The sequence below is a fragment of the Enterobacter sp. A103 genome, assembly GCF_034427535.1.
Taxonomy (GTDB): Bacteria; Pseudomonadota; Gammaproteobacteria; order Enterobacterales; family Enterobacteriaceae; genus Enterobacter; species Enterobacter asburiae_B.
This window is the reverse complement of the sequence record NZ_JAXQPQ010000003.1, coordinates 402427-425093: the sequence shown is the minus strand read 5'-3', so window position 1 is coordinate 425093 and position 22667 is coordinate 402427. Positions and strand designations below refer to the sequence as shown.

General features: G+C 55.8%; 22 protein-coding genes. 11 read left to right on the top strand and 11 right to left on the bottom strand.

Going from position 1 to position 22667, the window contains the following annotated elements; genetic code table 11:
• Positions 1 to 186 precede the first annotated feature (186 nt).
• Positions 187 to 1809: an isovaleryl-CoA dehydrogenase gene (locus SPH27_RS12390; RefSeq protein ID WP_182072225.1), complete on the top strand. Its 1623-nt coding sequence runs from the start codon at positions 187 to 189 to the stop codon at positions 1807 to 1809.
• On the opposite strand, the gene SPH27_RS12385 is transcribed toward SPH27_RS12390, so the two are convergent.
• From SPH27_RS12385 to bsmA, 3 genes are all read right to left on the bottom strand, one after another.
• Positions 1806 to 3737, bottom strand: coding sequence for a methyl-accepting chemotaxis protein (locus tag SPH27_RS12385; RefSeq protein WP_182072223.1), 1932 nt, complete (start codon positions 3735 to 3737; stop codon positions 1806 to 1808). The genes SPH27_RS12390 and SPH27_RS12385 overlap by 4 nt on opposite strands.
• A gap of 172 nt (positions 3738 to 3909) precedes the next feature.
• On the bottom strand, positions 3910 to 4197 hold the full coding sequence (yjfN, locus tag SPH27_RS12380) for a DUF1471 family protease activator YjfN (protein ID WP_032665074.1): 288 nt from the start codon (positions 4195 to 4197) through the stop codon (positions 3910 to 3912).
• Between the two features lie 136 nt (positions 4198 to 4333).
• Entirely contained in the window at positions 4334 to 4663 is a 330-nt protein-coding gene (bsmA, locus tag SPH27_RS12375; protein ID WP_029740376.1) for a biofilm peroxide resistance protein BsmA, read from the bottom strand.
• A gap of 137 nt (positions 4664 to 4800) precedes the next feature.
• Between bsmA and yjfP the strand changes: the two genes are divergently transcribed.
• A complete protein-coding gene (yjfP, locus tag SPH27_RS12370) occupies positions 4801 to 5523 on the top strand; it encodes an esterase (RefSeq protein ID WP_039261034.1) in 723 nt (240 codons plus the stop codon).
• Positions 5524 to 5690: 167 nt separating this feature from the next.
• On the opposite strand, the gene yjfY is transcribed toward yjfP, so the two are convergent.
• Positions 5691 to 5966: a DUF1471 family protein YjfY gene (gene yjfY / locus SPH27_RS12365; protein WP_047652039.1), complete on the bottom strand. Its 276-nt coding sequence runs from the start codon at positions 5964 to 5966 to the stop codon at positions 5691 to 5693.
• A gap of 341 nt (positions 5967 to 6307) precedes the next feature.
• On the opposite strand from yjfY, the gene rpsF reads away from it, so the two are divergent.
• Genes rpsF through rplI form a run of 4 tightly spaced genes read left to right on the top strand, consistent with a single transcriptional unit; the run spans position 6308 to position 7747 of the window.
• Entirely contained in the window at positions 6308 to 6703 is a 396-nt protein-coding gene (gene rpsF, locus SPH27_RS12360) for a 30S ribosomal protein S6 (protein ID WP_014068637.1), read from the top strand.
• 6 nt (positions 6704 to 6709) lie between these two features.
• Positions 6710 to 7024, top strand: a complete 315-nt coding sequence (priB, locus tag SPH27_RS12355; protein ID WP_008502895.1) for a primosomal replication protein N — start codon at positions 6710 to 6712, stop codon at positions 7022 to 7024.
• Between the two features lie 4 nt (positions 7025 to 7028).
• Positions 7029 to 7256 carry a 30S ribosomal protein S18 gene (rpsR, locus tag SPH27_RS12350; protein WP_000135199.1) on the top strand — a complete coding sequence of 76 codons (228 nt, stop codon included), beginning with the start codon at positions 7029 to 7031 and terminating at the stop codon, positions 7254 to 7256.
• Between the two features lie 41 nt (positions 7257 to 7297).
• Positions 7298 to 7747, top strand: a complete 450-nt coding sequence (gene rplI / locus SPH27_RS12345; RefSeq protein ID WP_023310148.1) for a 50S ribosomal protein L9 — start codon at positions 7298 to 7300, stop codon at positions 7745 to 7747.
• Positions 7748 to 7814: 67 nt separating this feature from the next.
• Here the strand turns inward: rplI and SPH27_RS12340 are convergent, their stop codons facing one another.
• Positions 7815 to 8459, bottom strand: a complete 645-nt coding sequence (locus tag SPH27_RS12340) for an OapA family protein (protein ID WP_182072221.1) — start codon at positions 8457 to 8459, stop codon at positions 7815 to 7817.
• A 233-nt stretch (positions 8460 to 8692) separates the two neighbouring features.
• On the opposite strand from SPH27_RS12340, the gene fklB reads away from it, so the two are divergent.
• A complete protein-coding gene (fklB, locus tag SPH27_RS12335) occupies positions 8693 to 9313 on the top strand; it encodes an FKBP-type peptidyl-prolyl cis-trans isomerase (RefSeq protein WP_008502892.1) in 621 nt (206 codons plus the stop codon).
• A 311-nt stretch (positions 9314 to 9624) separates the two neighbouring features.
• On the top strand, positions 9625 to 11034 hold the full coding sequence (cycA, locus tag SPH27_RS12330) for a D-serine/D-alanine/glycine transporter (RefSeq protein WP_048977313.1): 1410 nt from the start codon (positions 9625 to 9627) through the stop codon (positions 11032 to 11034).
• Positions 11035 to 11130: 96 nt separating this feature from the next.
• On the opposite strand, the gene ytfE is transcribed toward cycA, so the two are convergent.
• Positions 11131 to 11793: an iron-sulfur cluster repair protein YtfE gene (gene ytfE / locus SPH27_RS12325; RefSeq protein ID WP_033144474.1), complete on the bottom strand. Its 663-nt coding sequence runs from the start codon at positions 11791 to 11793 to the stop codon at positions 11131 to 11133.
• A 244-nt stretch (positions 11794 to 12037) separates the two neighbouring features.
• Between ytfE and SPH27_RS12320 the strand changes: the two genes are divergently transcribed.
• Positions 12038 to 13687: a methyl-accepting chemotaxis protein gene (locus SPH27_RS12320; RefSeq protein WP_045888470.1), complete on the top strand. Its 1650-nt coding sequence runs from the start codon at positions 12038 to 12040 to the stop codon at positions 13685 to 13687.
• 87 nt (positions 13688 to 13774) lie between these two features.
• Here SPH27_RS12320 and SPH27_RS12315 read toward each other — a convergent pair whose 3' ends face one another.
• The 3 genes from SPH27_RS12315 to SPH27_RS12305 all read right to left on the bottom strand — a co-directional run bounded on the left by SPH27_RS12315 (position 13775) and on the right by SPH27_RS12305 (position 16732).
• Complete coding sequence (locus tag SPH27_RS12315) at positions 13775 to 14740, bottom strand: DMT family transporter (protein WP_182072219.1); 966 nt, start codon at positions 14738 to 14740, stop codon at positions 13775 to 13777.
• Positions 14741 to 14815: 75 nt separating this feature from the next.
• On the bottom strand, positions 14816 to 15640 hold the full coding sequence (locus tag SPH27_RS12310; RefSeq protein ID WP_182072217.1) for an AraC family transcriptional regulator: 825 nt from the start codon (positions 15638 to 15640) through the stop codon (positions 14816 to 14818).
• 48 nt (positions 15641 to 15688) lie between these two features.
• Positions 15689 to 16732 carry a GlxA family transcriptional regulator gene (locus SPH27_RS12305; protein ID WP_039261045.1) on the bottom strand — a complete coding sequence of 348 codons (1044 nt, stop codon included), beginning with the start codon at positions 16730 to 16732 and terminating at the stop codon, positions 15689 to 15691.
• Between the two features lie 620 nt (positions 16733 to 17352).
• Between SPH27_RS12305 and SPH27_RS12300 the strand changes: the two genes are divergently transcribed.
• Entirely contained in the window at positions 17353 to 18807 is a 1455-nt protein-coding gene (locus SPH27_RS12300) for a beta-ketoacyl synthase (protein ID WP_259346774.1), read from the top strand.
• 85 nt (positions 18808 to 18892) lie between these two features.
• On the opposite strand, the gene SPH27_RS12295 is transcribed toward SPH27_RS12300, so the two are convergent.
• Positions 18893 to 19741, bottom strand: coding sequence for an SDR family oxidoreductase (locus tag SPH27_RS12295; RefSeq protein WP_182072213.1), 849 nt, complete (start codon positions 19739 to 19741; stop codon positions 18893 to 18895).
• Positions 19742 to 19825: 84 nt separating this feature from the next.
• Here SPH27_RS12295 and SPH27_RS12290 point away from each other — a divergent pair, with 84 nt between their 5' ends.
• Positions 19826 to 20212: a winged helix-turn-helix transcriptional regulator gene (locus tag SPH27_RS12290; RefSeq protein WP_023331869.1), complete on the top strand. Its 387-nt coding sequence runs from the start codon at positions 19826 to 19828 to the stop codon at positions 20210 to 20212.
• Positions 20213 to 20690: 478 nt separating this feature from the next.
• On the opposite strand, the gene SPH27_RS12285 is transcribed toward SPH27_RS12290, so the two are convergent.
• Positions 20691 to 22634 carry a bifunctional 2',3'-cyclic-nucleotide 2'-phosphodiesterase/3'-nucleotidase gene (locus SPH27_RS12285; RefSeq protein WP_182072211.1) on the bottom strand — a complete coding sequence of 648 codons (1944 nt, stop codon included), beginning with the start codon at positions 22632 to 22634 and terminating at the stop codon, positions 20691 to 20693.
• Positions 22635 to 22667: the final 33 nt, after the last annotated feature.

The following is a 22667-nucleotide window of genomic DNA, read 5'->3' as shown; positions in this document are numbered from 1 at the left end:
CTCACTGAAAAGGGTAAGAATAAATTATTCAACAAAAGCGGAGTCATGAAATAGTTTATTCTTATGTTCTGTGAGCTATTTCACGAATGATATCAGCGGGATCGTGAACGTGTGACTCCCCTCCCATGCAGCGCGTGCGCGGTCTGTCCATACTTATCGTCATTGCCACTGAAGGAGGGAGACAGCATGCACTGGCAGACCCATACCGTTTTCAATCAACCTGCACCGCTTTCCAACAGCAACCTTTTCCTCTCGGACTGCGCCCTGCGCGATGCAGTTACGCGTGAAGGCGCCGAGTGGGATATCGAACTCCTCGCCAGCATTGGCCAGCAGCTGGGTACGGCGGAATCACTGGAGCTGGGCAGGCTGGCAAACGTTAATCCGCCCGAGCTACTACGCTATGACGCCGCCGGAGAGCGGCTGGACGACGTGCGTTTTCATCCGGCATGGCATCTGCTGATGCAGGGGCTTTGCGCCAACCGCGTGCATAACCTGGCGTGGGAAGAGGAGGCGCGTAAAGGGGCGTTTGTCGCTCGGGCCGCACGCTTTGTGCTGCATGCTCAGGTGGAGGCGGGCACGCTTTGCCCGGTCACCATGACGTTCGCCGCCACGCCGCTGCTGCAGCAGGCGCTCCCCAAAGCATTTCACGACTGGCTGACGCCGCTGCTCAGCGATCGCTACGATCCGCATCTCGCCCCCGGTGCGCAAAAGCGCGGCCTGCTGATTGGCATGGGGATGACGGAAAAGCAGGGCGGCTCGGACGTGCTTAGCAACACCACCAAAGCGGAAAAATGCAGCGACGGCAGTTACCGGCTGGTGGGGCATAAATGGTTTTTCTCCGTCCCGCAAAGCGATGCGCATCTGGTGCTGGCCCAGGCGAAGGGCGGGCTATCCTGCTTTTTTGTGCCGCGCTTTTTGCCTGACGGACAGCGCAACGCCGTCCGGCTGGAGCGCCTCAAGGACAAGCTAGGGAACCGCTCCAACGCCAGCAGCGAGGCGGAGTTTCTTGATGCCTCCGGCTGGCTGCTGGGGGAAGAGGGCGAAGGGGTACGGCAGATCCTCAAAATGGGCGGTCTGACGCGATTTGACTGCGCGCTGGGCAGCCACGGACTGATGCGTCGGGCGCTCTCGGTGGCGCTGTACCATGCCCACCAGCGTCAGACCTTCGGCAAAAACCTCATCGATCAGCCGTTAATGCGGGAAGCATTAAGCCGGATGGCGCTGGTGCTGGAGGGGCAAACGGCGCTGCTGTTCCGCCTGGCCCGGGCGTGGGACAAGCGTGCCGATCCGCAAGAGGCCGCCTGGGCGCGGCTGTTTACCCCGGCGGCGAAATTTAGCGTCTGTAAAGCAGGCATCCCGTTTGTGGCTGAGGCGATGGAGGTGCTGGGTGGGAATGGATATTGCGAAGAGAGCGAACTTCCCCGCCTGTACCGCGAGATGCCGGTGAACAGTATCTGGGAAGGGGCAGGAAATATTATGTGCCTGGACGTTCTGCGCGTGCTGGCGAAGCAGCCGGGTATTCACGACCTGCTTGCCGACGAGTTTGCGCAGGTGAAAGGGCAGGACAGACACTTCGACCGCAGCTGGCGACAGCTTCAGCAAAAACTGCGTAAACCGCAGGAGGCGCAGGGGCGGGAGATCGCGCAGCAGCTTTTCTTGCTGGGTGCCGGAAGCCAGATGCTGCGGCACGCATCGCCCCCGGTGGCGCAGGCGTGGTGCCGCATGATGCTGGACACCCGTGGCGGCACGCTGATGAGCGAGCAGGTACAAAGCGACCTGCTGCTGCGTGCGACGGGCAGAGTTGGCTAGCCTTTTAGCTGGAACAGGCTCACCAGCTGAGTCAGGTGTGAACCCTTCTCGCGCAGCGTTTGAGCGGTTTGCTCGCTGCGTGAGATGCGGTCGGCATTGATATGCGACGCTTCGCCAATATGGGTCATGGCGAGGTTCACCTGGCCGATCCCGGCGGACTGCTCGCGTGAGGCATGGTTAATCTCGGTGACCAGCTGGCTGATGTTATCAATATGAATGATGATGTCGTCCATCGCCAGGCGCGTCCGTTCAGACAGCGCATGACCCTCACTCACTTTTCTGAGCGTATCGCCAATCAGCTGCTCAATCTCCTTCACCGCGTTAGCGCTGCGACCCGCCAGCGCGCGAACTTCCTGCGCGACTACCGCAAACCCTTTTCCGTGCTCGCCCGCGCGAGCCGCTTCCACAGCCGCATTCAGCGCCAGAATATTGGTCTGGAAAGCGATGGATTCGATCACGCGCGTGATGTCTTCGATGCGTTTTGACGCTTCGCGAATGTCGTCCATGGTCGACACCGCGTGGGTGACCGTCTCACCGCCCTGATGGACCGCGAGCGAGGTTTCACCCACCAGCTGCTGCGTTTGCTCCATGTTGGCGGCATTTTGCTGCACGGTGGCGGCCAGCTGCTCCATGCTGGCGGACGTCTCCTCCACGCTGCTGGCCTGCTTGTTGATCTGCTCTGAAATCTCGCCAGTGTCGGCGGCCAGCGCGTTGGTGCCCAAATGGATCTCGCCTGCGGCCTCACGGACCTGCAGGACAATTTTTTGCAGGCCGCCGCCGATGCCGTTGATGGCATCGATCAGCTGGCCGACTTCGTCCTGACGCGTCACGGGCAGGGTGGAACGGAGATCCCCTGCGGCATATTGACGGGCAAGATGGATCACGTTGCGCAGCGGTCGGGTCAGCACGCGGCGAATAATGACCACGAACAGGCCAGCAAAAAGGATGGACAAGACTACGCCGGCCAGCAGGAAGCGATCGCGCATGGCGGTAACGCTTGAGAGCAGCACCGATTTATCCACTTCGCCCACGATAGTCCAGTTCCAGCCCGGCAGCGGGGTATAGGCCATTTTCAGCGTCCGGCCGTCGTCGCTTGTACGCTCCAGCGTGCCGGGTTTGTCACTCAGAAGCTGTTGCTGCGTCGCGCCGTCCCACTGCGGCAGTTTTCCCTCTTCGCTGGCGTGGAACAGGTATTGCCCGCGCGTTTTGCCGTTGCTGCGATCCAGCACGAAGAAGCGACCGCTCTCGCCCAGGCGGCGGTTGAGGATTTTCTCGCGCATGACGTTCCAGGAGTGGGTGATGTCCACCCCGACAAAGACGATCGCAATGACCTGCCCTTCGGCGTTTTTAACGGGCTGGTACTGGGTGATGTAGCGTTTGCCGAAAAGCAGCGCCAGGCCGCGGTAGACTTCACCTTTGTTGACGGCTGCAAAGGCCGGGCTGGCGTTATCCAGAACGGTACCCATTGCCCGATCGCCATTCTCTTTGCGCAGGGAAGTGGCTACGCGCACAAAGTCGTTACCGCTGCGTACAAACAGCGTCGAAATGGCTCCCGTACGGTTCAGGAACTCGTCCGAAAGGGTGTTATTTTCATGCAGCCCGGTTTCTCCGCCTTTCAGAAGCGGAACGCTGAGCCCGTTAATCGTCTGGGTTTGGGAAATATCAATGTTCAGGGGCTGCGGTAAAAAGGTGGTAAACAGACGGGTATATCTCTCAACCTCTTCACTCAGGCTGGTATTAAACATCTGCACCATGTCGACCATGCCGGTGGACTGATTATGCAGATCTTCGACCGCAAGGGCTTCAAGCTGCTGGCTGGCTTTTTGGCTGAGCAGAAAAGTGAATAGCAGAAACAGCGTGGCGACACTGACGCCAGTCAGCAGCGAGAGTTTCGCCCCCAGGCCCGCACGGCGGAAAAAGTTGATCATAAATTGCTCATCATTGAAAAGTTATGGTTCTTCAACGGCAGAGCGGGGATTACGTTTACTGTTTTAATGTAACAAAATGTTATTCAATTGTTCTTTATTGGTTTTATATAAGATAAAAAATTTGCAAAAACGAAAAGCCACTAAAAATAAGTGGCTTTTATCAGGAGGGAGTTTACACGTAGAGAATGGCCTGTACCCGCCAGCGATCGATATGGTTATCTTCCTGCATCTGGATGATGCGATACCATGAAGCACCCTGCTCATCGGCCTTTAATGCCACGACACGTTCAACGTCTTGCGGGCTCCCCGAGATATTATTCACGGAGATCTGGCCAATTTCATTCAGGCCAGTCACACAATCAGCACTGGCGAATTCTGCTGACTGCGCGGTGGTGCTCAGCAGGCCTGCTGAGAGCAACAGTGAGGTCAAAGCAAGAGTTCGTTTCATCGTCAGCTCCATTTCACATATATCCGGTATCCGCCGGGCAATCCTTCGCTAATAAACTCCCTTCCATTGATGCGGGCGTGGAGTTTATTGTGGACAGGAAAATGTCTATGGACGCAAAGCAGTGTAAATCTCGTTCAAAGGAAAACCATTATTTGCGGTACAAAATGGCCTGTGAGTACCACTGTCCCGTTATGATGGTTTCGTCGATCATAATGATGACGTAATAATCTGCTTTGGCGGCGACGGCCTGTGCTTTTATTGCCGATTCTGCGTCATCCGGAGAACCGCGAACCAGCGCGGAGATGGTGCCCATTCGTTGTAATCCTTCCGTCTGATTACGACGAATCTCCTGTGGATGATCGGCGACCGGTGGAGCGGGTTGCGGTGTTCCCTGCAGCGCGCTACAGCCACTCAGCAGAAACACCAGCAATAAAGCAGCAAACCTGCGCATAACCATATCTCGTTTCCTGATAGCCATAGTGTAGTTGGCTGTGAATTTAGTTTTGGGGGAATGTTCCCGAAGTGTTATCTGGGACGTATATTTCGAATGAAAATGACGCGAAAGCGTAACCCAGTTCTCAACATTATGAATCATAGATTCGCACAGGGTCGACAATGATTGAAATTGAAATACGCCACCTCGGCGACCATGAAATTTTACACGCGATGCCGGCGGGTAAACGTGATAAACCGCTGCCTGTTGTCGTTTTTTATCACGGGTTTACCTCATCGAAGCTGGTTTACAGTTATTTTGCGGTAGCGCTGGCGCAGGCGGGTTTTCGCGTGGTGATGCCAGATGCACCCGACCACGGCGCACGCTTTACGGGTAATGAACAGGCGCGGCTGGGTCAGTTCTGGCAGATTCTGCACGGGAGTCTGACCGAGTTTGCCGGGCTGCGCGATGCGCTTTATGGGGCAGGGCTGGTGGCCGACAATCGTCTGGCGGTAGCCGGGGCATCGATGGGCGGTATGACGGCGCTGGGGATTATGACGCATCATCCTGAAGTGAAGTCTGTCGCCTGTCTGATGGGCTCGGGCTACTTTACTTCGCTGGCGAAGACCCTTTTCCCCCCTCAGGATTTAACGGAAATGACGGCGACGCTGGCAGAGTGGGAAGTGACCCGGGCATTGCCGCGCGTGGCCGATCGTCCGCTGCTGCTGTGGCACGGTGACGCGGATGATGTGGTCCCGCCCGAGGGAACCTTCCGTCTGCAGCAGGCGTTAATCAATGAAGGGCTGGACGGTAATCTGACCTGCCTGTGGGAACCGGGCGTCCGCCACCGCATCACGCCAACGGCGCTGGACGCTACGGTGGCGTTTTTCCGCCAGCACCTGTAACGCGCAGGACTTTGACGCCCTTATCTTCCCGCTTCGGGAGGATCTCTGGGGGCTCTTTTACCGGGAGTATTCCGGAGCTATTCACAAAAAAAAGCCCCCGGGCAGGGGGCAACGTCAACTATGGCTATGTTCTCGTTGTTGGCTTTCCTGGTGCTAGCGTTAAAGCGTTATCGGTAAATATCTGCACTGGCGTGCATATTGCCGTTGCTGCCGGGCTCACGCGTTAACATCACGTGGTAATAGGTTGCGCCCTGCGCATCGGTTTCTTCATTTAGTGCCTGATCTGCTTCACTTTCCGTGGCGAAATTATGATTGATGTAAATTACGCCCAAGCTTTGCACATCATCCATGTTTCTGGCCTGTCGGCTGTCTATCTTGATGGCTGCCATCGCGTTTGCACTGAGCAAAAGCGCCGCCATCATGGCTAATGCGATTTTTTTCATGATATGCGCTCCACGACTACGTGCTGCGAGAGGGGGGATGCTCCTTCTTTAATTCAGGCGATCTCTGATTAAAGTGTAATCACTCATCCGGCGGGGATGCGTGACCATTTCTGATGCAGTTGTTCAAAAAAACAACGCTTCCGGGTGTGACCAATTTTAAATCACCCACTTAGACCCGCTTCGCGCTTTGTGCGAATTATTTGTGCAATCAGCTTGAGTTTCCAGGGGCGCGCAAGTATTATGACGCGTCAATTTTTCAGCCGACCTTTAACACGTTCCTTGCCTCCCCGGGCCTCGGCTGACCCAGACAGGAGGCTGAATAATCCGTAAGGAGCAATTCGATGCGTCATTACGAAATCGTTTTTATGGTCCATCCTGACCAGAGCGAACAGGTTCCGGGTATGATCGAGCGTTACTCTGCTGCCATCACTGGTGCAGAAGGTACGATCCACCGTCTGGAAGACTGGGGCCGCCGTCAGCTGGCTTACCCGATCAACAAACTGCACAAAGCACACTACGTTCTGATGAACGTTGAAGCGCCGCAGGAAGTGATCGATGAGCTGGAAACTACCTTCCGCTTCAACGATGCCGTTATCCGCAGCATGGTTATGCGTACCAAAAACGCAGTTACCGAAGCATCTCCGATGGTTAAAGCGAAAGACGAGCGCCGTGAGCGTCGCGATGATTTCGCAAACGAAACCGCAGATGATTCTGATGCTGGGGATTCTGAAGAGTAATTTCTGATGACCAACCGTCTGGCGTTGTCCGGCATCGTATGCAGGGCTCCCCTTCGAAAGGTCAGTCCATCAGGAATTCCGCATTGCCAGTTCGTGCTTGAGCATCGTTCTGTGCAAGAGGAAGCCGGGTTTCACCGGCAGGCGTGGTGCCAAATGCCCGTTATTATTAGCGGACACGAAAACCAGGCCATTACTCACAGTTTAACGGTCGGTAGCGCAGTAATCGTTCAGGGGTTCATCTCTTGCCACAAGGCAAAGAACGGCCTGAGCAAAATGGTTCTGCATGCCGAGCAGATTGATTTGATAGATTCTGGAGACTAGCCATATGGCACGTTATTTCCGTCGTCGCAAGTTCTGCCGTTTCACCGCGGAAGGCGTTCAAGAGATCGACTATAAAGATATCGCAACGCTGAAAAACTACATCACCGAAAGCGGTAAGATTGTCCCAAGCCGTATCACCGGTACTCGTGCAAAATACCAGCGTCAGCTGGCTCGCGCTATCAAACGCGCTCGCTACCTGTCCCTGCTGCCGTACACTGATCGTCATCAGTAATCGGGCACGGTCCATTAATACGACTTTAAGAGGATAAGGTAATGCAAGTTATTCTGCTTGATAAAGTAGCAAACCTGGGCAGCCTGGGTGATCAGGTTAACGTTAAAGCGGGTTACGCACGTAACTTCCTGGTTCCACAGGGTAAAGCTGTTCCAGCTACCAAGAAAAACGTAGAGTTTTTCGAAGCACGTCGCGCTGAACTGGAAGCCAAACTGGCTGACGTTCTGGCGGCTGCTAACGCTCGCGCTGAAGCAATCAACGCACTGGGCACCGTTACCATCGCGTCTAAATCAGGCGACGAAGGTAAACTGTTCGGTTCCATCGGTACTCGCGATATCGCTGATGCAGTTTCTGCAGCAGGCGTTAAAGTGGCTAAGAGCGAAGTTCGTCTGCCGAACGGCGTTCTGCGTACCACTGGTGAGCACGAAGTTGACTTCCAGGTTCACAGCGAAGTGTTCGCTAAACTGGTTGTTAACGTTGTAGCTGAGTAATTTTTTACTCTGCTCACGTTGAAACGCCGGCCTTGTGCCGGCGTTTTGCTTTTTACAGATCCGGGTCTTAACGCGCCCTGATGAAACTGCCGTCTGGCTGGCGGGTAAACAGTACCTGTTGCCCATTTCCCGTATCAATCGTTAACCCTGTCACCACCCCGCTGGCATTCTGGCGAACCTGTACCATCTGTCCATTCTGCAGGTTACTGAGCGGCTTACCCGCACCTTCCACCTTCGCCATGGCATACACGTCGGTTGGCGGCAGGTTGTGGTCGCGGAACAGCTGTGCCAGCGTTTTGCCCGGCTCTACGCGATAGGAACGCCACTGTTGCTCAATGCCGGTAGGCTGTTGCGTCTGAGGCTGAGACGGGGCGGCGGCTTGATCCTGCGGCTGTTCATCCTGAATGGGCTCTGGCTCAACCGGCGCGACCTGACCCGGATCGTTAGACGGGGTCACAAGCTGCGTCTGCATCGGCTGTGCGTCAGGCTGTGGCCGCGTCTGCGACTGAATATCCAGCTGAGCATTGCGGGCGACGGGTGCGGTATCGACATCATCGCCCCCGGAAGGAAGCAGGAAGCCCACGATCACCATCAGCGCGCCAATGATGATCCCTCTGCGATGCAGAGGAGGCAGCGGGTCCATGATGCGAAAATTGTCCGGCGCCTGCCAGATTTTCGCCAGGGTAGGTTTCAGTTCAAATCGCCCGGGCATGGCACTCCTCCTGCTCCGCGTATTTTTTATCCTGTGCCCCGAAGTATAGTTTGCTAACTGCCTGAACGGCGTAGTAAACCCGACATCCGTGACATCAGTTCGGGATTAATCCTGGTTATCTCTATTGTTTCTGTTTCGTCGCGGTTTGTCACCTTAACTTCAGACAAAGTTTTACCCATAAGGGCATGGCTGATATGCTGCCCGCTACTTTAAATGTGATGGAAGGAAAACCCATGACCACCCCGACTTTTGACACTATCGAAGCGCAGGCAAGTTACGGTATCGGCTTGCAGGTAGGACAGCAGCTGAGCGAATCCGGCCTGGAAGGTCTGTTACCAGAAGCGCTGGTGGCGGGTATCGCTGACGCGCTGGAAGGCAAACAGCCTGCCGTTCCGGTAGACGTTGTGCACCGTGCGCTGCGTGAAATCCACGAACGTGCTGACGCCGTGCGTCGCGCGCGCTTCGAAGAGATGGCAGCCGAAGGTGTGAAATATCTGGAAGAGAACCGCGAGCGTGAAGGCGTGAACAGCACCGAATCCGGTCTGCAGTTCCGCGTGATCAATCAGGGCGACGGCGCAATCCCGGCGCGTACCGACCACGTTCGCGTGCATTACACCGGTAAGCTGATCGACGGTACCGTGTTCGACAGCTCAGTGGCGCGCGGCGAACCGGCTGAATTCCCGGTCAACGGCGTGATCGCAGGCTGGATCGAAGCGCTGACCCTGATGCCGGTCGGTTCCAAATGGGAACTGACTATCCCGCATAACCTGGCCTACGGCGAGCGCGGCGCTGGCGCGTCCATCCCGCCATTCAGCACCCTGGTCTTTGAAGTCGAGCTGCTGGAAATTCTGTAATCGAATTTTCTTATTTCCTCTCCCCGGTTGGGGAGAGGAAAATAGTGTAAAAACCTATAGTTACGGTGCTATCAACATTTTATCTTGCAAACGAAACTGTTGCGTGTATTTTTGTGAGCTGTTTCGCGCTGTATGAGTGATATGACACTCACTTTCAACATATTATTAACATAATATCTAAATCATAGTATTCATCCCGCCGATTCTTACCTAATATCGATTAGCCCTTACAAGGGAACGTCATCTTTTGACGTATTTAAAGGCCAGAAGAGCCTTAACAACACAGACAGGCATAAACAGGAAAATATCACATGGTAGATCAGGTCAAAGTCGTCGCCGACGAAGAGGCGTCGTCTGAACAGTCGCTACGGCGCAATCTCACTAACCGTCATATTCAGCTCATTGCGATTGGGGGTGCCATCGGTACCGGGCTGTTTATGGGGTCAGGCAAAACCATCAGTCTCGCCGGGCCGTCGATCATATTCGTTTATATGATCATCGGTTTTATGCTCTTCTTCGTGATGCGTGCAATGGGTGAACTGCTGCTCTCGAACCTCGAATACAAATCCTTTAGCGACTTCGCTTCTGACCTGCTCGGGCCGTGGGCGGGCTATTTTACCGGCTGGACCTACTGGTTCTGCTGGGTCGTCACCGGTATGGCGGACGTCGTGGCGATTACCGCCTACGCGCAGTTCTGGTTCCCGGGGCTGTCGGACTGGGTCGCCTCGCTGGCGGTCATTGTTCTGCTGCTGAGTCTTAACCTCGCCACCGTTAAAATGTTCGGTGAGATGGAGTTCTGGTTCGCGATGATCAAAATCGTGGCGATTGTCGGGCTTATCGTCGTGGGTCTGGTGATGGTGCTCACCCACTTCCAGTCGCCAACGGGCGTTCAGGCGTCGTTTACCCATCTGTGGAATGACGGCGGCTGGTTCCCGAAAGGCATTAGCGGCTTCTTTGCCGGCTTCCAGATCGCGGTTTTTGCTTTCGTGGGCATTGAGCTGGTGGGCACGACGGCAGCGGAGACCAAAGATCCCGAGAAGTCTCTCCCGCGCGCGATTAACTCTATTCCGCTGCGTATCATCATGTTCTACGTCTTCGCGCTGATCGTCATTATGTCCGTGACGCCGTGGAGCTCCGTGGTGCCAACCAAGAGCCCGTTCGTTGAGCTGTTCGTGCTGGTAGGCCTGCCTGCTGCCGCGAGCCTGATTAACTTCGTGGTGCTGACCTCTGCTGCCTCGTCTGCCAACAGCGGCGTATTCTCCACCAGCCGTATGCTGTTTGGTCTGGCGCAGGAAGGCGTGGCGCCGAGCGCGTTCGCCAAGCTGTCGAAGCGCGCGGTACCGGCAAAAGGGTTGACCTTCTCCTGCATGTGCCTGCTGGGCGGCGTGGTGATGCTCTACGTGAACCCAAGCGTGATTGGCGCGTTCACCATGATCACCACGGTCTCAGCGATCCTGTTTATGTTCGTCTGGACCATCATCCTCTGTTCATACCTGGTGTACCGCAAGCAGCGCCCGCACCTGCATGAAAAATCGATCTACAAGATGCCGCTGGGCAAGCTGATGTGCTGGGTGTGCATGGCGTTCTTCGTCTTCGTGCTGGTTCTGCTGACGCTGGAAGATGATACCCGTCAGGCACTCATCGTCACGCCGCTGTGGTTTATCGCGCTGGGGCTGGGCTGGGTGTTTATCGGTAAGAAACGTATGGCAGGCGTAAGGTAAAAGCAAAACGGCAACTTCGGTTGCCGTTTTTAGTTTTTGCACCCTCTCCCCGTGGGAGAGGGCCGGGGTGAGGGCATCAGGCCGCAGCGGCCTTTTTTATTCCCCAGCTAATGCCCGCGGGAACAGAACGTTGTTCTCAAGACTGATGTGTTCCATCAGGTCGTCAATCATCTCGTTAATGCCGTTGTACATCGCTTTCCACGTTGTGCACGCTTCTGGCGGCGGCGTGACGTTGTGGGTGGTGTGTTTGATTACTTCCAGCAGTTCACCCGCGTCATCGTGTTCGCTTTCCATCACGCTGATAGGCCCCATCGCCTGGCTTCCCATTCCCTGTTTAATCATCGGGAAGAGGATCTGCTCTTCTTTCATCATGTGGCTGGAAAGCTCTTCGTGCAGCAGGGTCAGGTATTTCGCCAGACCGCGCGGTACGGAAGGTTTGTCGGCATGTACGCGCTCAACTTTGGTCGCCTGCAGGATCAGTTCCGGCAGCTGTTCACGGTGACGGTCATGGTATCGCACGATGATATGGTCGATGATTTCAGCGAGCGGGGCGGTTCGCCAGTCTTTGTCGACGGGCTGCCCGGCCAGCTGCGCCAGCTCTGCTTCAATCACCTCAACGTCCAGTTCCTTGCGTGAGGCCGCACGCGCCAGGGTTTGCTTACCGCCGCAGCAGTAATCCATATCGTATTTACGGAACAGCGCAGAAGCGCGAGGAATGGAGAGCGCCAGCTCGCCAAGGGGTTGGTCGCGAAAGGCCATAGCAGTTACCTCGTCATCAATAATATAAAATGCATATTAAATGCATCTTTAAGCCAGCGCTATAACCCTTTAGAGGGAAGGGGGAAAGTGGGATGCAGATCACAAAAAAATACCCCGTTTAACTCTCTGAATGGACTTAGGAAAGTGGTTTAGAAACTTTTTAAAGGTGTAGAAACAGTAAACAACCCGCCGCGCCTGCCGATATATCCACGTCAGACAAACCTGCATATAACAAAGGCAACGCATGTTTAAACGTATAAAAGTCATTACCCTTCTGATTTCGGTGCTGCTTGTGCTCGGCATCATGCAAGTGATTTCCGCGGGTATCTTTATCAACGCGCTGAATAACGATAAAGACAATTTCACCGTGTCGCAGCTCTCCAGCAAGAACGTGGCGGAGTTTACCGATGCGTGGATCAGTCTGAACCAGGCGCGCGTGACGCTGAACCGCGGGATGCTGCGTCTGCAAAGCAGCATGGCCTCTCAGATTAACGGTGGGCAGCTCAATGAGCTGGTCAACACGGCGAAAAATCTGCTCGCCGATGCGCAGGTCCATTACGATAAATACTATGCCTTGCCAAATACGCCGGGCCTGGACGAGAACCTGGCCAAGCGTCTGGAAGAGCAGTACCGCATTTACTCCTCAACGCTGACGCAAATGAACGTTCTGCTGAGCCAGGGCAATCTGGAAGACATGTTCAAGCAGAACGCGGAGCAAAAGCAGACCGCGATGCAGGCGGTTTACCGTGAATGGCGTGAAGCGCAGGCAACGCTTACCGATAAAGGCATCCAGGACAATGAAAGCGACTACAGGCGCATCCTGTGGATCCTCTCTGCGGTTATGCTGCTGGTGATTGTGGTGATTATCTCCAGCTGGGTAGCCATGCGCCGCGTGCTGCTGCTGCCTCTGGAAGAGGTGATTAACCATATTCGCGCCATTGCGGCGGGGGATTTAACCCAGCCGATTCAGGCTGAAGGTAAGAACGAAATGGCTATCCTGGCGCGCAACGTTCAGGAGATGCAGACCTCGCTGGCGAACACCGTGGGCGTGGTGCGTGAAGGTGCGGATACCATCTACACCGGTGCCGGTGAAATTTCTGCCGGCAGCAACGACCTCTCTTCCCGTACCGAGCAGCAGGCCGCGTCTCTGGAAGAGACGGCAGCCAGCATGGAACAGCTGACGGCAACCGTGAAGCAGAACGCCGATAACGCGCGTCAGGCTTCCCGTCTGGCGCTGGACGCCTCCTCTACGGCGAAGAAGGGCGGTAACGTGGTTGAAGGCGTGGTGCGTACGATGGACGAAATCGCCACCAGCTCCAGTAAAATCGCGCAAATTACTAACGTAATCGACGGTATTGCCTTCCAGACTAACATCCTGGCGCTGAACGCGGCGGTGGAAGCGGCGCGCGCGGGCGAGCAGGGCCGTGGTTTTGCGGTGGTGGCAGGGGAAGTGCGTACTCTCGCCCAGCGCAGCGCCCAGGCGGCGAAAGAGATCAAAGCGCTGATCGATGATTCCGGCGAGCGCGTGAACGCGGGCTCCCAGCTTGTTAACGAAGCCGGGGAGACGATGGCAGAGATCGTCAATGCGGTCACCCGCGTCACCGACATCATGGGTGAAATCGCCTCGGCCTCTGACGAGCAGAGCCGCGGTATCGACCAGGTGGGCCAGGCGGTAGCCGAGATGGACCGCGTGACCCAGCAGAACGCCTCGCTGGTAGAGGAATCTGCGGCCGCGGCGGCGGCGCTGGAAGATCAGGCTGCCCGCCTGAACGAAGCGGTGGCGGTGTTCAAAATCACCCGCAACCAGGCGGTCAAAGCGGCGCCGGTGAAAACCTACGTGCCCAAAGCGCAGCCCGTAGCGGCGGCGTCTGAAGGGAACTGGGAAACGTTTTAACATCATGCCGGGTGGCGCTGGCGCTTACCCGGCCTACGAAACGGCTTCTTGTAGGCCGGGTAAGGCGGAGCCGCCACCCGGCAAAAATCACGCCTCCGACGCCGGAATGACCCTCGGTTTTTCCGGCTTCGCTCTTACCGCCATCACCACTCCCACCACCAGCAGCGCGATGCCGCAGGCCGTGAATAGCGGCGGCACGCTCTGGCGCATCAGGAAGGTATAAAGCAGTCCGGCCAGGGTTTCGAAGACAATCAGCGGCCCTAAAATCACCGTCGGCAGCTTCTGGCTGGCAATATTCCAGCACAGCGCGCCCACCCATGAGCACAGCACCGCAATCGCAACCATCAGGCCAACAAACACCCAGGGTCTTGGCCCGAAAGGTTGAGCGAAGTCTGGCTGTTGTTGGCCTAACCAGATGCACGCCCCGGCATAGCCCACCAGCGAGACGGGCAGCGTGACCAGCGCCTGCGCCGTCGCCCACATCATCGGGTGCTTGTCCGGGTTCTCCCGCAGCCAGCGCGCGTTGCGCAGGGCATACCATGCCCAGCACGCCACGGAAATGAACGCCAGCACAATGCCAGAACCGTAACGCCACAGGTCAATATCCGCCTGCCCGTGACGCAGCTCGGCAATATTGACGCATACCAGCCCCACGGCGGTGCATACCAGCGCCGGCGCCATTTTTGACCACGCCAGTTTGCCATCGCGGTGGCTGTAGAGCAGGTTAGCAAAGACGGGGATGACGACCGGCAGCGTGCCGATAATCATGGTAGATACCGGCGCACCGGTACGCTGAATGGCACTCGCAAGGCAAACGTAGTAGATAAGATTGCCCATCATGGTCAGCGCCAGCGCGGTGCACCAGTCCTGACGGCTGAGCTGACGCAGGCGCGCGCGTCCCAGCCACGCCAGAGGCAGGGCAATCAGCCCGAGCGCCAGATAACGTCCGGTCGACTGCAGTATTGCCGGATACTCGGGCACGATCAGCGGTCCGACAAAAATCAGCCCCCACATCATCCCGGCCAGCAGGGCATACAACACTCCACTAATCATTTTTCCATCCACAGGTATTTACGCTGCATGCAGTGTAGGAGGGGAAAATGCGCGCGTATTGTATGAGATTGCGCATTAGCGCCGGGTGACCTGCTTCTGGTAGCGCACGGGCGTAATGCCGTAGCGGCGGGTAAACGCGCGGGTTAAATGGGACTGGTCGGTCAGCCCGGTCGCGGCTGCCACTTCGGCGGCCGGCATGCCGTGGGTGAGGAACGCTTTGGCGCGCCAGAGGCGAATGGCCATCAGCATCTGGTGCGGCGTAACGTGAAAATGGGCTTTGAACTGGCGCTGGAAGTGGTACGGGCTGAGCGAAACGACGCTGGCCAGCTCGTCCAGCGTCAGGGCGCGCATATAGTTGTCGTGCAGGTACTCGCGCACGCGTTCGAAGCGGTGCGCGCCTTCCTGAATCACCGGCGCGTGATGGGCCAGCGGCTGGAAGGTCTCAATCAGATCCAGCAGTAATCCTTTTTGCGCAAGCGGATCGTCCGTATGCCACAATCCGTAAATCAGCCTGCCGATTTGCTGCGAGCGCAGCGGGTCATGACGCGTGACATCGCTAAACCACCAGTGCCGGAGGCCGGTCACCTCTTCCAGCAGATCGGGTTCGATATAGACCATCCGGTAGCGCCAGCCGCCTTCGGTGGCGGATTCGCCGGTATGGATCTCGTCCGGGTTCATGGTGACGACGGATTTTTCCGCCGCGAGATGCTGGGTACCGCGATAGCGAAAGCGTTCGGCACCGGTTTCAATCGTGCCGATCCCGAAGGCTTCATGGGTGTGCGGCTCAAAGGCGTAGTCAGAAATATGCGCGTGATAAAGCTCCAGACCCGGCAACTGCGCCAGATGGCGAAAGCGCGCGCTGTCTCTTTCATCATTAAACTGTTCAGGTACGCCTTGCACGTTGAGCCTCCTCGTGGTCATCTTTTCATTATCAGAGATGACCGGAATTTATGCACTAAACATCTTTGCCCGGACGGTCTTACGGTAATCCCCCGGTGAAACCGTTGTTTTATGCTTAAACTGGCGATTAAAGTGCGCAATATCCTGATATCCAACCGCATTTGCAATCTCCTGAATACACAGATTGGTGGATTGCAGCATTGTCATGGCGGATTCAATTCTGGCGGTTAATAAATACTGCAGTGGGGACATGTCGGTGGCATTTTTAAAGCGGCGATTAAAGTTGCGCAAACTCATGCCAGCCATATCTGCAAGATTCTGCATGGATATATCCGAGGCGCAGTTGGCTTTTATCCAGATTTGAATTTGAATAATATCTTCATCCGGATGGGGTTTGTTTTCTTCACTGTAACATTGGCGTTCAAACTGGCTACGAATTTCATGGAAAAATGTCCGTTGAGTATGTGTGGCTACACGTTTCCCGTATATCGTTTCTATAAAATGGATCGTCAGATCGGACAGGGCCTTAACGCTTGCGGCGCAGAAAATATTATCGGCCTGAGTGAGAAAATGTTTTGTCTGTAATTTTACGCTGGGGTAGTCGCGCGAGAATTGTTTGAAGTAGTGCCAGTGGGTGGTGGCGGGCTTTCCGTTTAGCAATCCCGACTCCGCCAGAAAACAGCAGCCCGTTCCGACGGCGGCGATGCGGGTTCCTCGCGCGGCCTGCTCGGTCAGCCATTCCAGAAGTTCAGGCTGTTGTCTGACCACCGCGCGAGGGTTGCGCCACAGGGCAGGAAGATAGATCACGTCATAGTGCCTGTCTGCGGCAAGGGTGGTATCGGCGGTAATGCTAAAACCACTGTGCGTCAGAATGGGCTCGCTGTTTATGCCAATGGTATTCACCTTCAGAATATTCTCCGGGCGACAGAGCCTGAAGGGCGACTTCTCCGGTTTGTGCGTGCCTGCGTGGGATGTTGTTTTTTGCTCAGCTAAATAGCTACTGGCTGCCGCTTTCCACATTTCAATCGGAAGACTGAGACCGGAACTTAGCATGCGTTCACATAACACAAATCCTATTTGTGTATTTGTCATTTTTGATTAATACCTGTTTTGACTATTATTTTTGGTAGCTCATCGTTGCCGTGGCCAAAAAAGTCAGCGTTTTGGCTGGATTTTCATATTAGCTTTTGTTGGTGATTTGTAAACTAATATCTGAAATTATCGCACTTGCTTAATAAAATAAATCCACGACCACGAGAGAATAAATTATGGTGAAATTACCCGTAATAACGGCTTTTGGCGGCTATAGTCCAGCTGGTCGTAGTTCTTCACATCATGCATTTCGTCGAATGATTATTGAATCATTATCGGAAGAGGAACAGCAGGATACCTTATTATCGTTAGCCATCCTGATGGGCGTCCTTAAATATGATGAAGGTGGGCATTACGATATTTCCGGTAAAAGATTCACACCTGCTCAGGCTGCCGCGAGGATAAAAGACGAGGTGCTAGAGGGAACCCTTATCAGAAAAATTACGCGCGACTATTTTGATGTCGATGCTATTGCCAGCCATGCAAAATTGAATATGGCTTCAGGCGAAGAGGGATTCAGTTTTAATATATCTGCCAGGCAATTACCTCAACCCTTACCGGCGGGATGGCACGTTGAGGAATTAGCGGATCGGCGCGTCCGTATTACCGTTCAGGGAGAGATGGACTGCAAAATTGAGGCGTTGCTGCGCACGGAGGTTCAGGCTGCAGGGCTGTTGCCGCAGGGATTCCGTCCGGGCGATCATTACAATTCACAGTTCCATCCGCGGGCGTTACAGATGGCGATTGTCGGAGCGTCAGACGCCATCAACGCCCTGGGGATCCCGTGGCGAGAGATACAGGACAAAATCACGCCGGATCAGCTCGGCGTCTATTCGGGCAATATCATGGGGCAGCTCGACGATTATGGCTTTGGCGGGATGCTGCAGTCGCGCCTGAAAGGCCATCGCGCCAGCGCCAAACAGTGCCCGCTGGGCCTGAACAGCATGTGCGCCGATTTCCTCAATGCGTATGTGCTGGGTAGCGTCGGTCATACCAGCGCCACGCTGGGGGCGTGCGCCACGTTTCTGTATAACCTGAATGCGGCAGTCGAAGATATCAAAGCGGGGCGCATTCGCGTAGCCGTCGTTGGCAGCGCCGAAGCGCCGGTCACCTCAGAAGTGATTGAAGGATTCGATGCCATGGGCGCCCTGGCAACGGAGAGCAAGCTTAAGCACACTGATGAAACGGAAACGGCCGACTGGCGCAACAGCAGCCGCCCGTTTGGCAACAGCTGCGGTTTTGTTATCGCAGAATCCAGCCAGTATGTCGTGCTAATGGACGACGAGCTGGCGCTGCAACTTGGCGCAGAGATCCACGGTTCGGTGGGGAATGTCTTCATCAACGCTGACGGCTTTAAACGCTCTATTGCGTCACCGGGGCCGGGGAATTACATCACCGTGGCGAAAGCCGTAGCCTCTGCGGTATCGATGGCCGGGATAGAGACGGTGCAGAAGGGATCGTTTATTCAGGCGCACGGCTCAAGCACGCCGAAGAATTGCGTCTCCGAGGCGGATATTTTTGATCGCGTTGCGCAAGCTTTTTCGATTCGCGACTGGCCGGTGACGGCGGTGAAATCGTATCTCGGACACTCTCTGGGCCCCGCCAGCGGCGACCAGCTAATCAGCTGCCTCGGCGTCTTCCGCTATGGTATTTTGCCGGGAATTAAAAGCGTGTCCCACATCGCGCCGCAGGTGAACAATGCGCGCTTAACCATTCCTCTTCAGGACTGCAAATTAAAGGAAGGCCAGGGACAAATCGCCTTTATTAATTCAAAAGGCTTTGGCGGTAATAATGCCACGGGGGTGGTTTACTCGCCAAAGCTTACCCATCAATGGTTGCGCAAACGCTATGGGGAAACGGTGTTTGCGAATTATCAGCAGCGTAACCGCCAGGTGCGACGTCAGGCTAACGCCTACGACGAGGCGGCGTCGCAGGGGGAACTTAATGTCATTTATCTTTTCGGCCAGCAGGGGATAAATGAGGAAGATATTAAGATTGATACGAATGGCATCACCATTCCCGGATTTGAAAAACCGATAACGTACGCAACGGATAAAGAATACCCGGACTTTTAATCGTTATATCTGTTTTTATTATTAATAAATATGAGCGGGCCGGGTAAGGGAAATCACCCGGCCGCAGGAAAGAACGGTGACACCGTTAAAGAATGGCTTTAATACTCTGCGCCAGCGGCGTCGTTGCGCGCCCGATCAGCTTGCTCAGCGTATGGCTATCGTCAAAGAGTCCCCCTTTGGACGCACCCACATCCGAGTCCGCCAGCATATCTGCCAGCCCTGCAGGCAGGCCGACGCTTTTCAGGGCGGCGGCAAAATCCGCTTCACTGAGATTCTGATAGGTTACCGGCTTCCCGCTCTGTTTGCTGAGTTCAGCCGCCAGTTCGCTCAGCGTCCAGCCGTGGTCGCCCGCCAGTTCGTAGACCTTGCTCGCGTGGCCCTCTTCAGCAATCACTTTGGCGGCCGCCGCGGCATAGTCGGCGCGGGTGGCAGAGGCAATTTTGCCTTCGCCTGCCGCACCAATAAACACGCCGTGTTCCAGCGCAGGCGGCGCGCTCGCCAGGTAGTTTTCGGTATACCAGCCATTGCGCAGCAGGGCATAAGGGATGCCGGACGCCGCCAGCGCTTTTTCAGTGGCAACGTGTTCAACGTGCAGACCCAGCGGTGAGTTGTCCGCATGCAGCAGGCTGGTGTAGGCGATAAATTTCACGCCTGCCGTTTTGGCGGCGTTAATCACGTTCTGGTGCTGGGTCGCGCGCTGGCCGACTTCGCTGGAAGAGATCAGCAGCAGCTTATCCACGCCGCTCAGCGCGGCGGTGAATGCGGCTTCATCCGTGTAGTCCGCCTGGCGAACGACAATTCCCTGCTGGCTTAAGGCCTGCGCTTTCGCCGGGTTACGTACGATGGCCACAATCTGGCTGGCCGGTACGGTTTTCAACAGCTGTTCGATAACGAGATGGCCAAGCTGGCCGGTAGCACCGGTAATCGCGATCATGATGAATCTCCTTCGTGTTTGTCTGGTGTTGTGGCACACTAGCACCATAGCTAACTTTTAGTAAGTACGTACAAAAAGGTAAGTATGAAAACAACGATACCGACGCTCAGCGAACAAATGCGCGATGGCAATCTTTTCGCGGAACAGTGCCCGTCACGCGAGGTGCTCAAACACGTGACCAGCCGCTGGGGTGTCCTGATTCTGCTGGCCCTGCGCCAGGGAACGCATCGCTTTAGCGATCTGCGCCGTAAAATGGGCGGGGTGAGCGAAAAGATGCTGTCCCAGTCACTCCAGGCGCTGGAGCAGGACGGGTTTGTCGATCGCGTGTCGTATCCGGTGGTGCCGCCGCACGTAGAGTATAGCCTGACGCCGATGGGGATTGAGGTCAGCGAGAAAGTCGCCGCGCTGGCGGACTGGATTGAGGTGAATACGCCGAAGGTGATGGCGAATCGGGACGATCGCGCGGCCTGATGTCTTCACCCTGACCTAATGCCTGCGTGGGCGACCCCCTCTCCCTTGAGGGAGAGGGCTGGGGTGAGGGGGAACATATAACTCTGGTGGTCATTCCGTCCACTTGATGTTCCTTGCTACTCTTTAACGACATGGCCTTGGAACGTGCCAGGGCGGCTCAATCGCCGCCGCCCTGGCGACCCGGGCTCCCGGCGGTAAATCGCCGCTTCGCGGTGCCCTCAGCTTATTCCTTCAGGCTATCGGGTCGGGCATGAGCCTGCATCCCTGCAGGCCACGCCCTCTCGGCGCATCCTTGCGCCTCGCCCCGGCCTTGCGGAAACGCTTCGGCGATTTACAGCCGGACCAGGGCATCGCTGCAATTCATTAATTTTTCTGAAGAAATATTCATCGCTTCGAGTTGGAAAATTACTGAGGACCCCTCTCCCATAGGGAGAGGGAACAAACACGAAAAACGGCAACGTATGCTGCCGTTTTGTTTTTACTTGCTCAAATCCACCTGATAAATCGCGAACCCGATATCATCCGTTGCGACCTTCTTCATCGGATACTGGGCTTTATCCTTGATAAACGCGGCTGCCTTATCGGACGGCGACGTTTCTATGCGGATATCCAGCTTCGTATCGCTGTGGATCGGCGCGAGGCGCCAGTTGTTGTCCACCGCCGGATGAATTTCGCCCGCCTTCTTCGACTCCGCGCTGATCCACGCCGCCAGCACCGAGCGGTTCTCGTCCGGCGAGGCAAAGGCGATGTGGCTATCTCCCGTACCGGCAAACTTACCGCCGTAGGCGCGGTAGTTATTGGTCACCACCAGGAAGGTGGCATTCGGGTCGATCGCCTTGCCGTTGAAGGTCAGGTTTTTGATGCGCTCAGCCTGGAGGTTGAGAGCCTGACACTCGCCGTCATATTTCGCCGGCTGGGTGACGTCAATCTGGTAGTTCACGCCGTCGATCACGTCGAAGTTATAGGTACGAAAGCCGTCCCAGTTAATCAGCGACTGCGGCTTACTGCTGTGCGGGTCAATCTGGTTAAACTGTCCGGCAGAGCACTCCAGCCACTCTTTCACCTCCTGGCCCGTCGCTTTTACCACCACTAGCGTGTTCGGGTAGAGGTAGAGATCGGCGGCGTTACGGAAGGTCAGCTGGCCCTTTTCGACTTCAACATAGCTTGCCGGGTCGTTCTTACGCCCGCCCACCTTGAATGGCGCAGCCGCTGACAGGACCGGCAGTTTTGCCAGATCCGGATCGCCCTGCACAAAGTGTTCCGCATAGGCTTTCTGCGCCATGTTGACGACCTGAACGGTCGGGTCGTCCTGCACCAGCGCCAGGAAGCTGTACATGTTATCGGCGGATTTGCCGATCGGCTTGCTGACGAATTCGCGCGTGGCGTCGTGATCGTGCTTCAGCACGTCGACCAGTTTTTTATCTTCCGCCGCCAGAGATTTTTTAGCCGCAGCGTCGTAAATCGGGCGCGCTTCGGCTTTTGACTGCGTCACCTTCCAGCTGCCGCCGTCGTTATTCAGCACCAGATCCACCACGCCAAGATGGTCGCCCCACATGCCCGGCATCACCGAAGGCACGCCGTTGAGCGTCCCTTTCTCAATGTCCGCTCCTTTGATGCTGGCGAAATCTTTGCCCGGGAAGACCGCGTGGGCGTGGCCGAACAGGATCGCGTCGACGCCTGGGACTTCACTCAGATAGTAAACGGAGTTTTCTGCCATGGCCTGATACGGATCGGCGGAGAGGCCCGAGTGGGCGACAACGACCACCAGATCGGCGCCTTTTTCGCGCATTTCCGGCACGTATTTCCGCGCGGTTTCGGTGATGTCGTTAACGGTCACTTTACCGTCGAGGTTGGCTTTATCCCACGTCATGATCTGCGGCGGCACAAAGCCGATATAGCCGATTTTCAGCGTCTGTTTTTTGCCGTCCTTGTCGACGACGTTTGTCTCTTTAATCAGGTAAGGGGTAAAGAGCGGCTTTTGCGTCTTAACGTCGATGATATTGGCGTTAACGTACGGGAATTTCGCACCGGCGAGCGCATCGTGCAGGTATGTCAGACCGTAGTTGAATTCGTGGTTACCGAGGTTGCCGACGGTATAGTCCAGGGTGTTCATCGCTTTATAAACAGGATGGATCTCGCCTTTTTTCAGCCCCCTGGTCGCCATGTAATCCCCGAGCGGACTGCCCTGAATGAGATCGCCATTGTCGACCAGCACGCTGTTTTTCACTTCGCCACGCGCCGCATCGATCAGGCTTGCCGTGCGTACCAGACCGAATTTTTCCGTCGGGGTATCTTTGTAGTAATCGAAGTCCATCATGTTGCTGTGCAGATCGGTCGTTTCCAGAATACGCAGATCTACCGTCGCCGCCTGTACGCTTGCTGCAATCAGCGTCGCCAGAAGCGTTGCACTAAACTTAATCATCAGAGGAGTCCTTTTTTCGATGCAGAGCACAAA

Bases quoted from the DNA above. Each gene is read 5' to 3' on its own strand.
- SPH27_RS12390 (WP_182072225.1), top strand. From the start codon at position 187: ATGCACTGGCAGACCCATACCGTTTTCAATCAACCTGCACCGCTTTCC.
- SPH27_RS12385 (WP_182072223.1), bottom strand. From the start codon at position 3,737: ATGATCAACTTTTTCCGCCGTGCGGGCCTGGGGGCGAAACTCTCGCTG.
- yjfN (WP_032665074.1), bottom strand. From the start codon at position 4,197: ATGGAGCTGACGATGAAACGAACTCTTGCTTTGACCTCACTGTTGCTC.
- bsmA (WP_029740376.1), bottom strand. From the start codon at position 4,663: ATGGCTATCAGGAAACGAGATATGGTTATGCGCAGGTTTGCTGCTTTA.
- yjfP (WP_039261034.1), top strand. From the start codon at position 4,801: ATGATTGAAATTGAAATACGCCACCTCGGCGACCATGAAATTTTACAC.
- yjfY (WP_047652039.1), bottom strand. From the start codon at position 5,966: ATGAAAAAAATCGCATTAGCCATGATGGCGGCGCTTTTGCTCAGTGCA.
- rpsF (WP_014068637.1), top strand. From the start codon at position 6,308: ATGCGTCATTACGAAATCGTTTTTATGGTCCATCCTGACCAGAGCGAA.
- priB (WP_008502895.1), top strand. From the start codon at position 6,710: ATGACCAACCGTCTGGCGTTGTCCGGCATCGTATGCAGGGCTCCCCTT.
- rpsR (WP_000135199.1), top strand. From the start codon at position 7,029: ATGGCACGTTATTTCCGTCGTCGCAAGTTCTGCCGTTTCACCGCGGAA.
- rplI (WP_023310148.1), top strand. From the start codon at position 7,298: ATGCAAGTTATTCTGCTTGATAAAGTAGCAAACCTGGGCAGCCTGGGT.
- SPH27_RS12340 (WP_182072221.1), bottom strand. From the start codon at position 8,459: ATGCCCGGGCGATTTGAACTGAAACCTACCCTGGCGAAAATCTGGCAG.
- fklB (WP_008502892.1), top strand. From the start codon at position 8,693: ATGACCACCCCGACTTTTGACACTATCGAAGCGCAGGCAAGTTACGGT.
- cycA (WP_048977313.1), top strand. From the start codon at position 9,625: ATGGTAGATCAGGTCAAAGTCGTCGCCGACGAAGAGGCGTCGTCTGAA.
- ytfE (WP_033144474.1), bottom strand. From the start codon at position 11,793: ATGGCCTTTCGCGACCAACCCCTTGGCGAGCTGGCGCTCTCCATTCCT.
- SPH27_RS12320 (WP_045888470.1), top strand. From the start codon at position 12,038: ATGTTTAAACGTATAAAAGTCATTACCCTTCTGATTTCGGTGCTGCTT.
- SPH27_RS12315 (WP_182072219.1), bottom strand. From the start codon at position 14,740: ATGATTAGTGGAGTGTTGTATGCCCTGCTGGCCGGGATGATGTGGGGG.
- SPH27_RS12305 (WP_039261045.1), bottom strand. From the start codon at position 16,732: ATGACAAATACACAAATAGGATTTGTGTTATGTGAACGCATGCTAAGT.
- SPH27_RS12300 (WP_259346774.1), top strand. From the start codon at position 17,353: ATGGACTGCAAAATTGAGGCGTTGCTGCGCACGGAGGTTCAGGCTGCA.
- SPH27_RS12295 (WP_182072213.1), bottom strand. From the start codon at position 19,741: ATGATCGCGATTACCGGTGCTACCGGCCAGCTTGGCCATCTCGTTATC.
- SPH27_RS12290 (WP_023331869.1), top strand. From the start codon at position 19,826: ATGAAAACAACGATACCGACGCTCAGCGAACAAATGCGCGATGGCAAT.
- SPH27_RS12285 (WP_182072211.1), bottom strand. From the start codon at position 22,634: ATGATTAAGTTTAGTGCAACGCTTCTGGCGACGCTGATTGCAGCAAGC.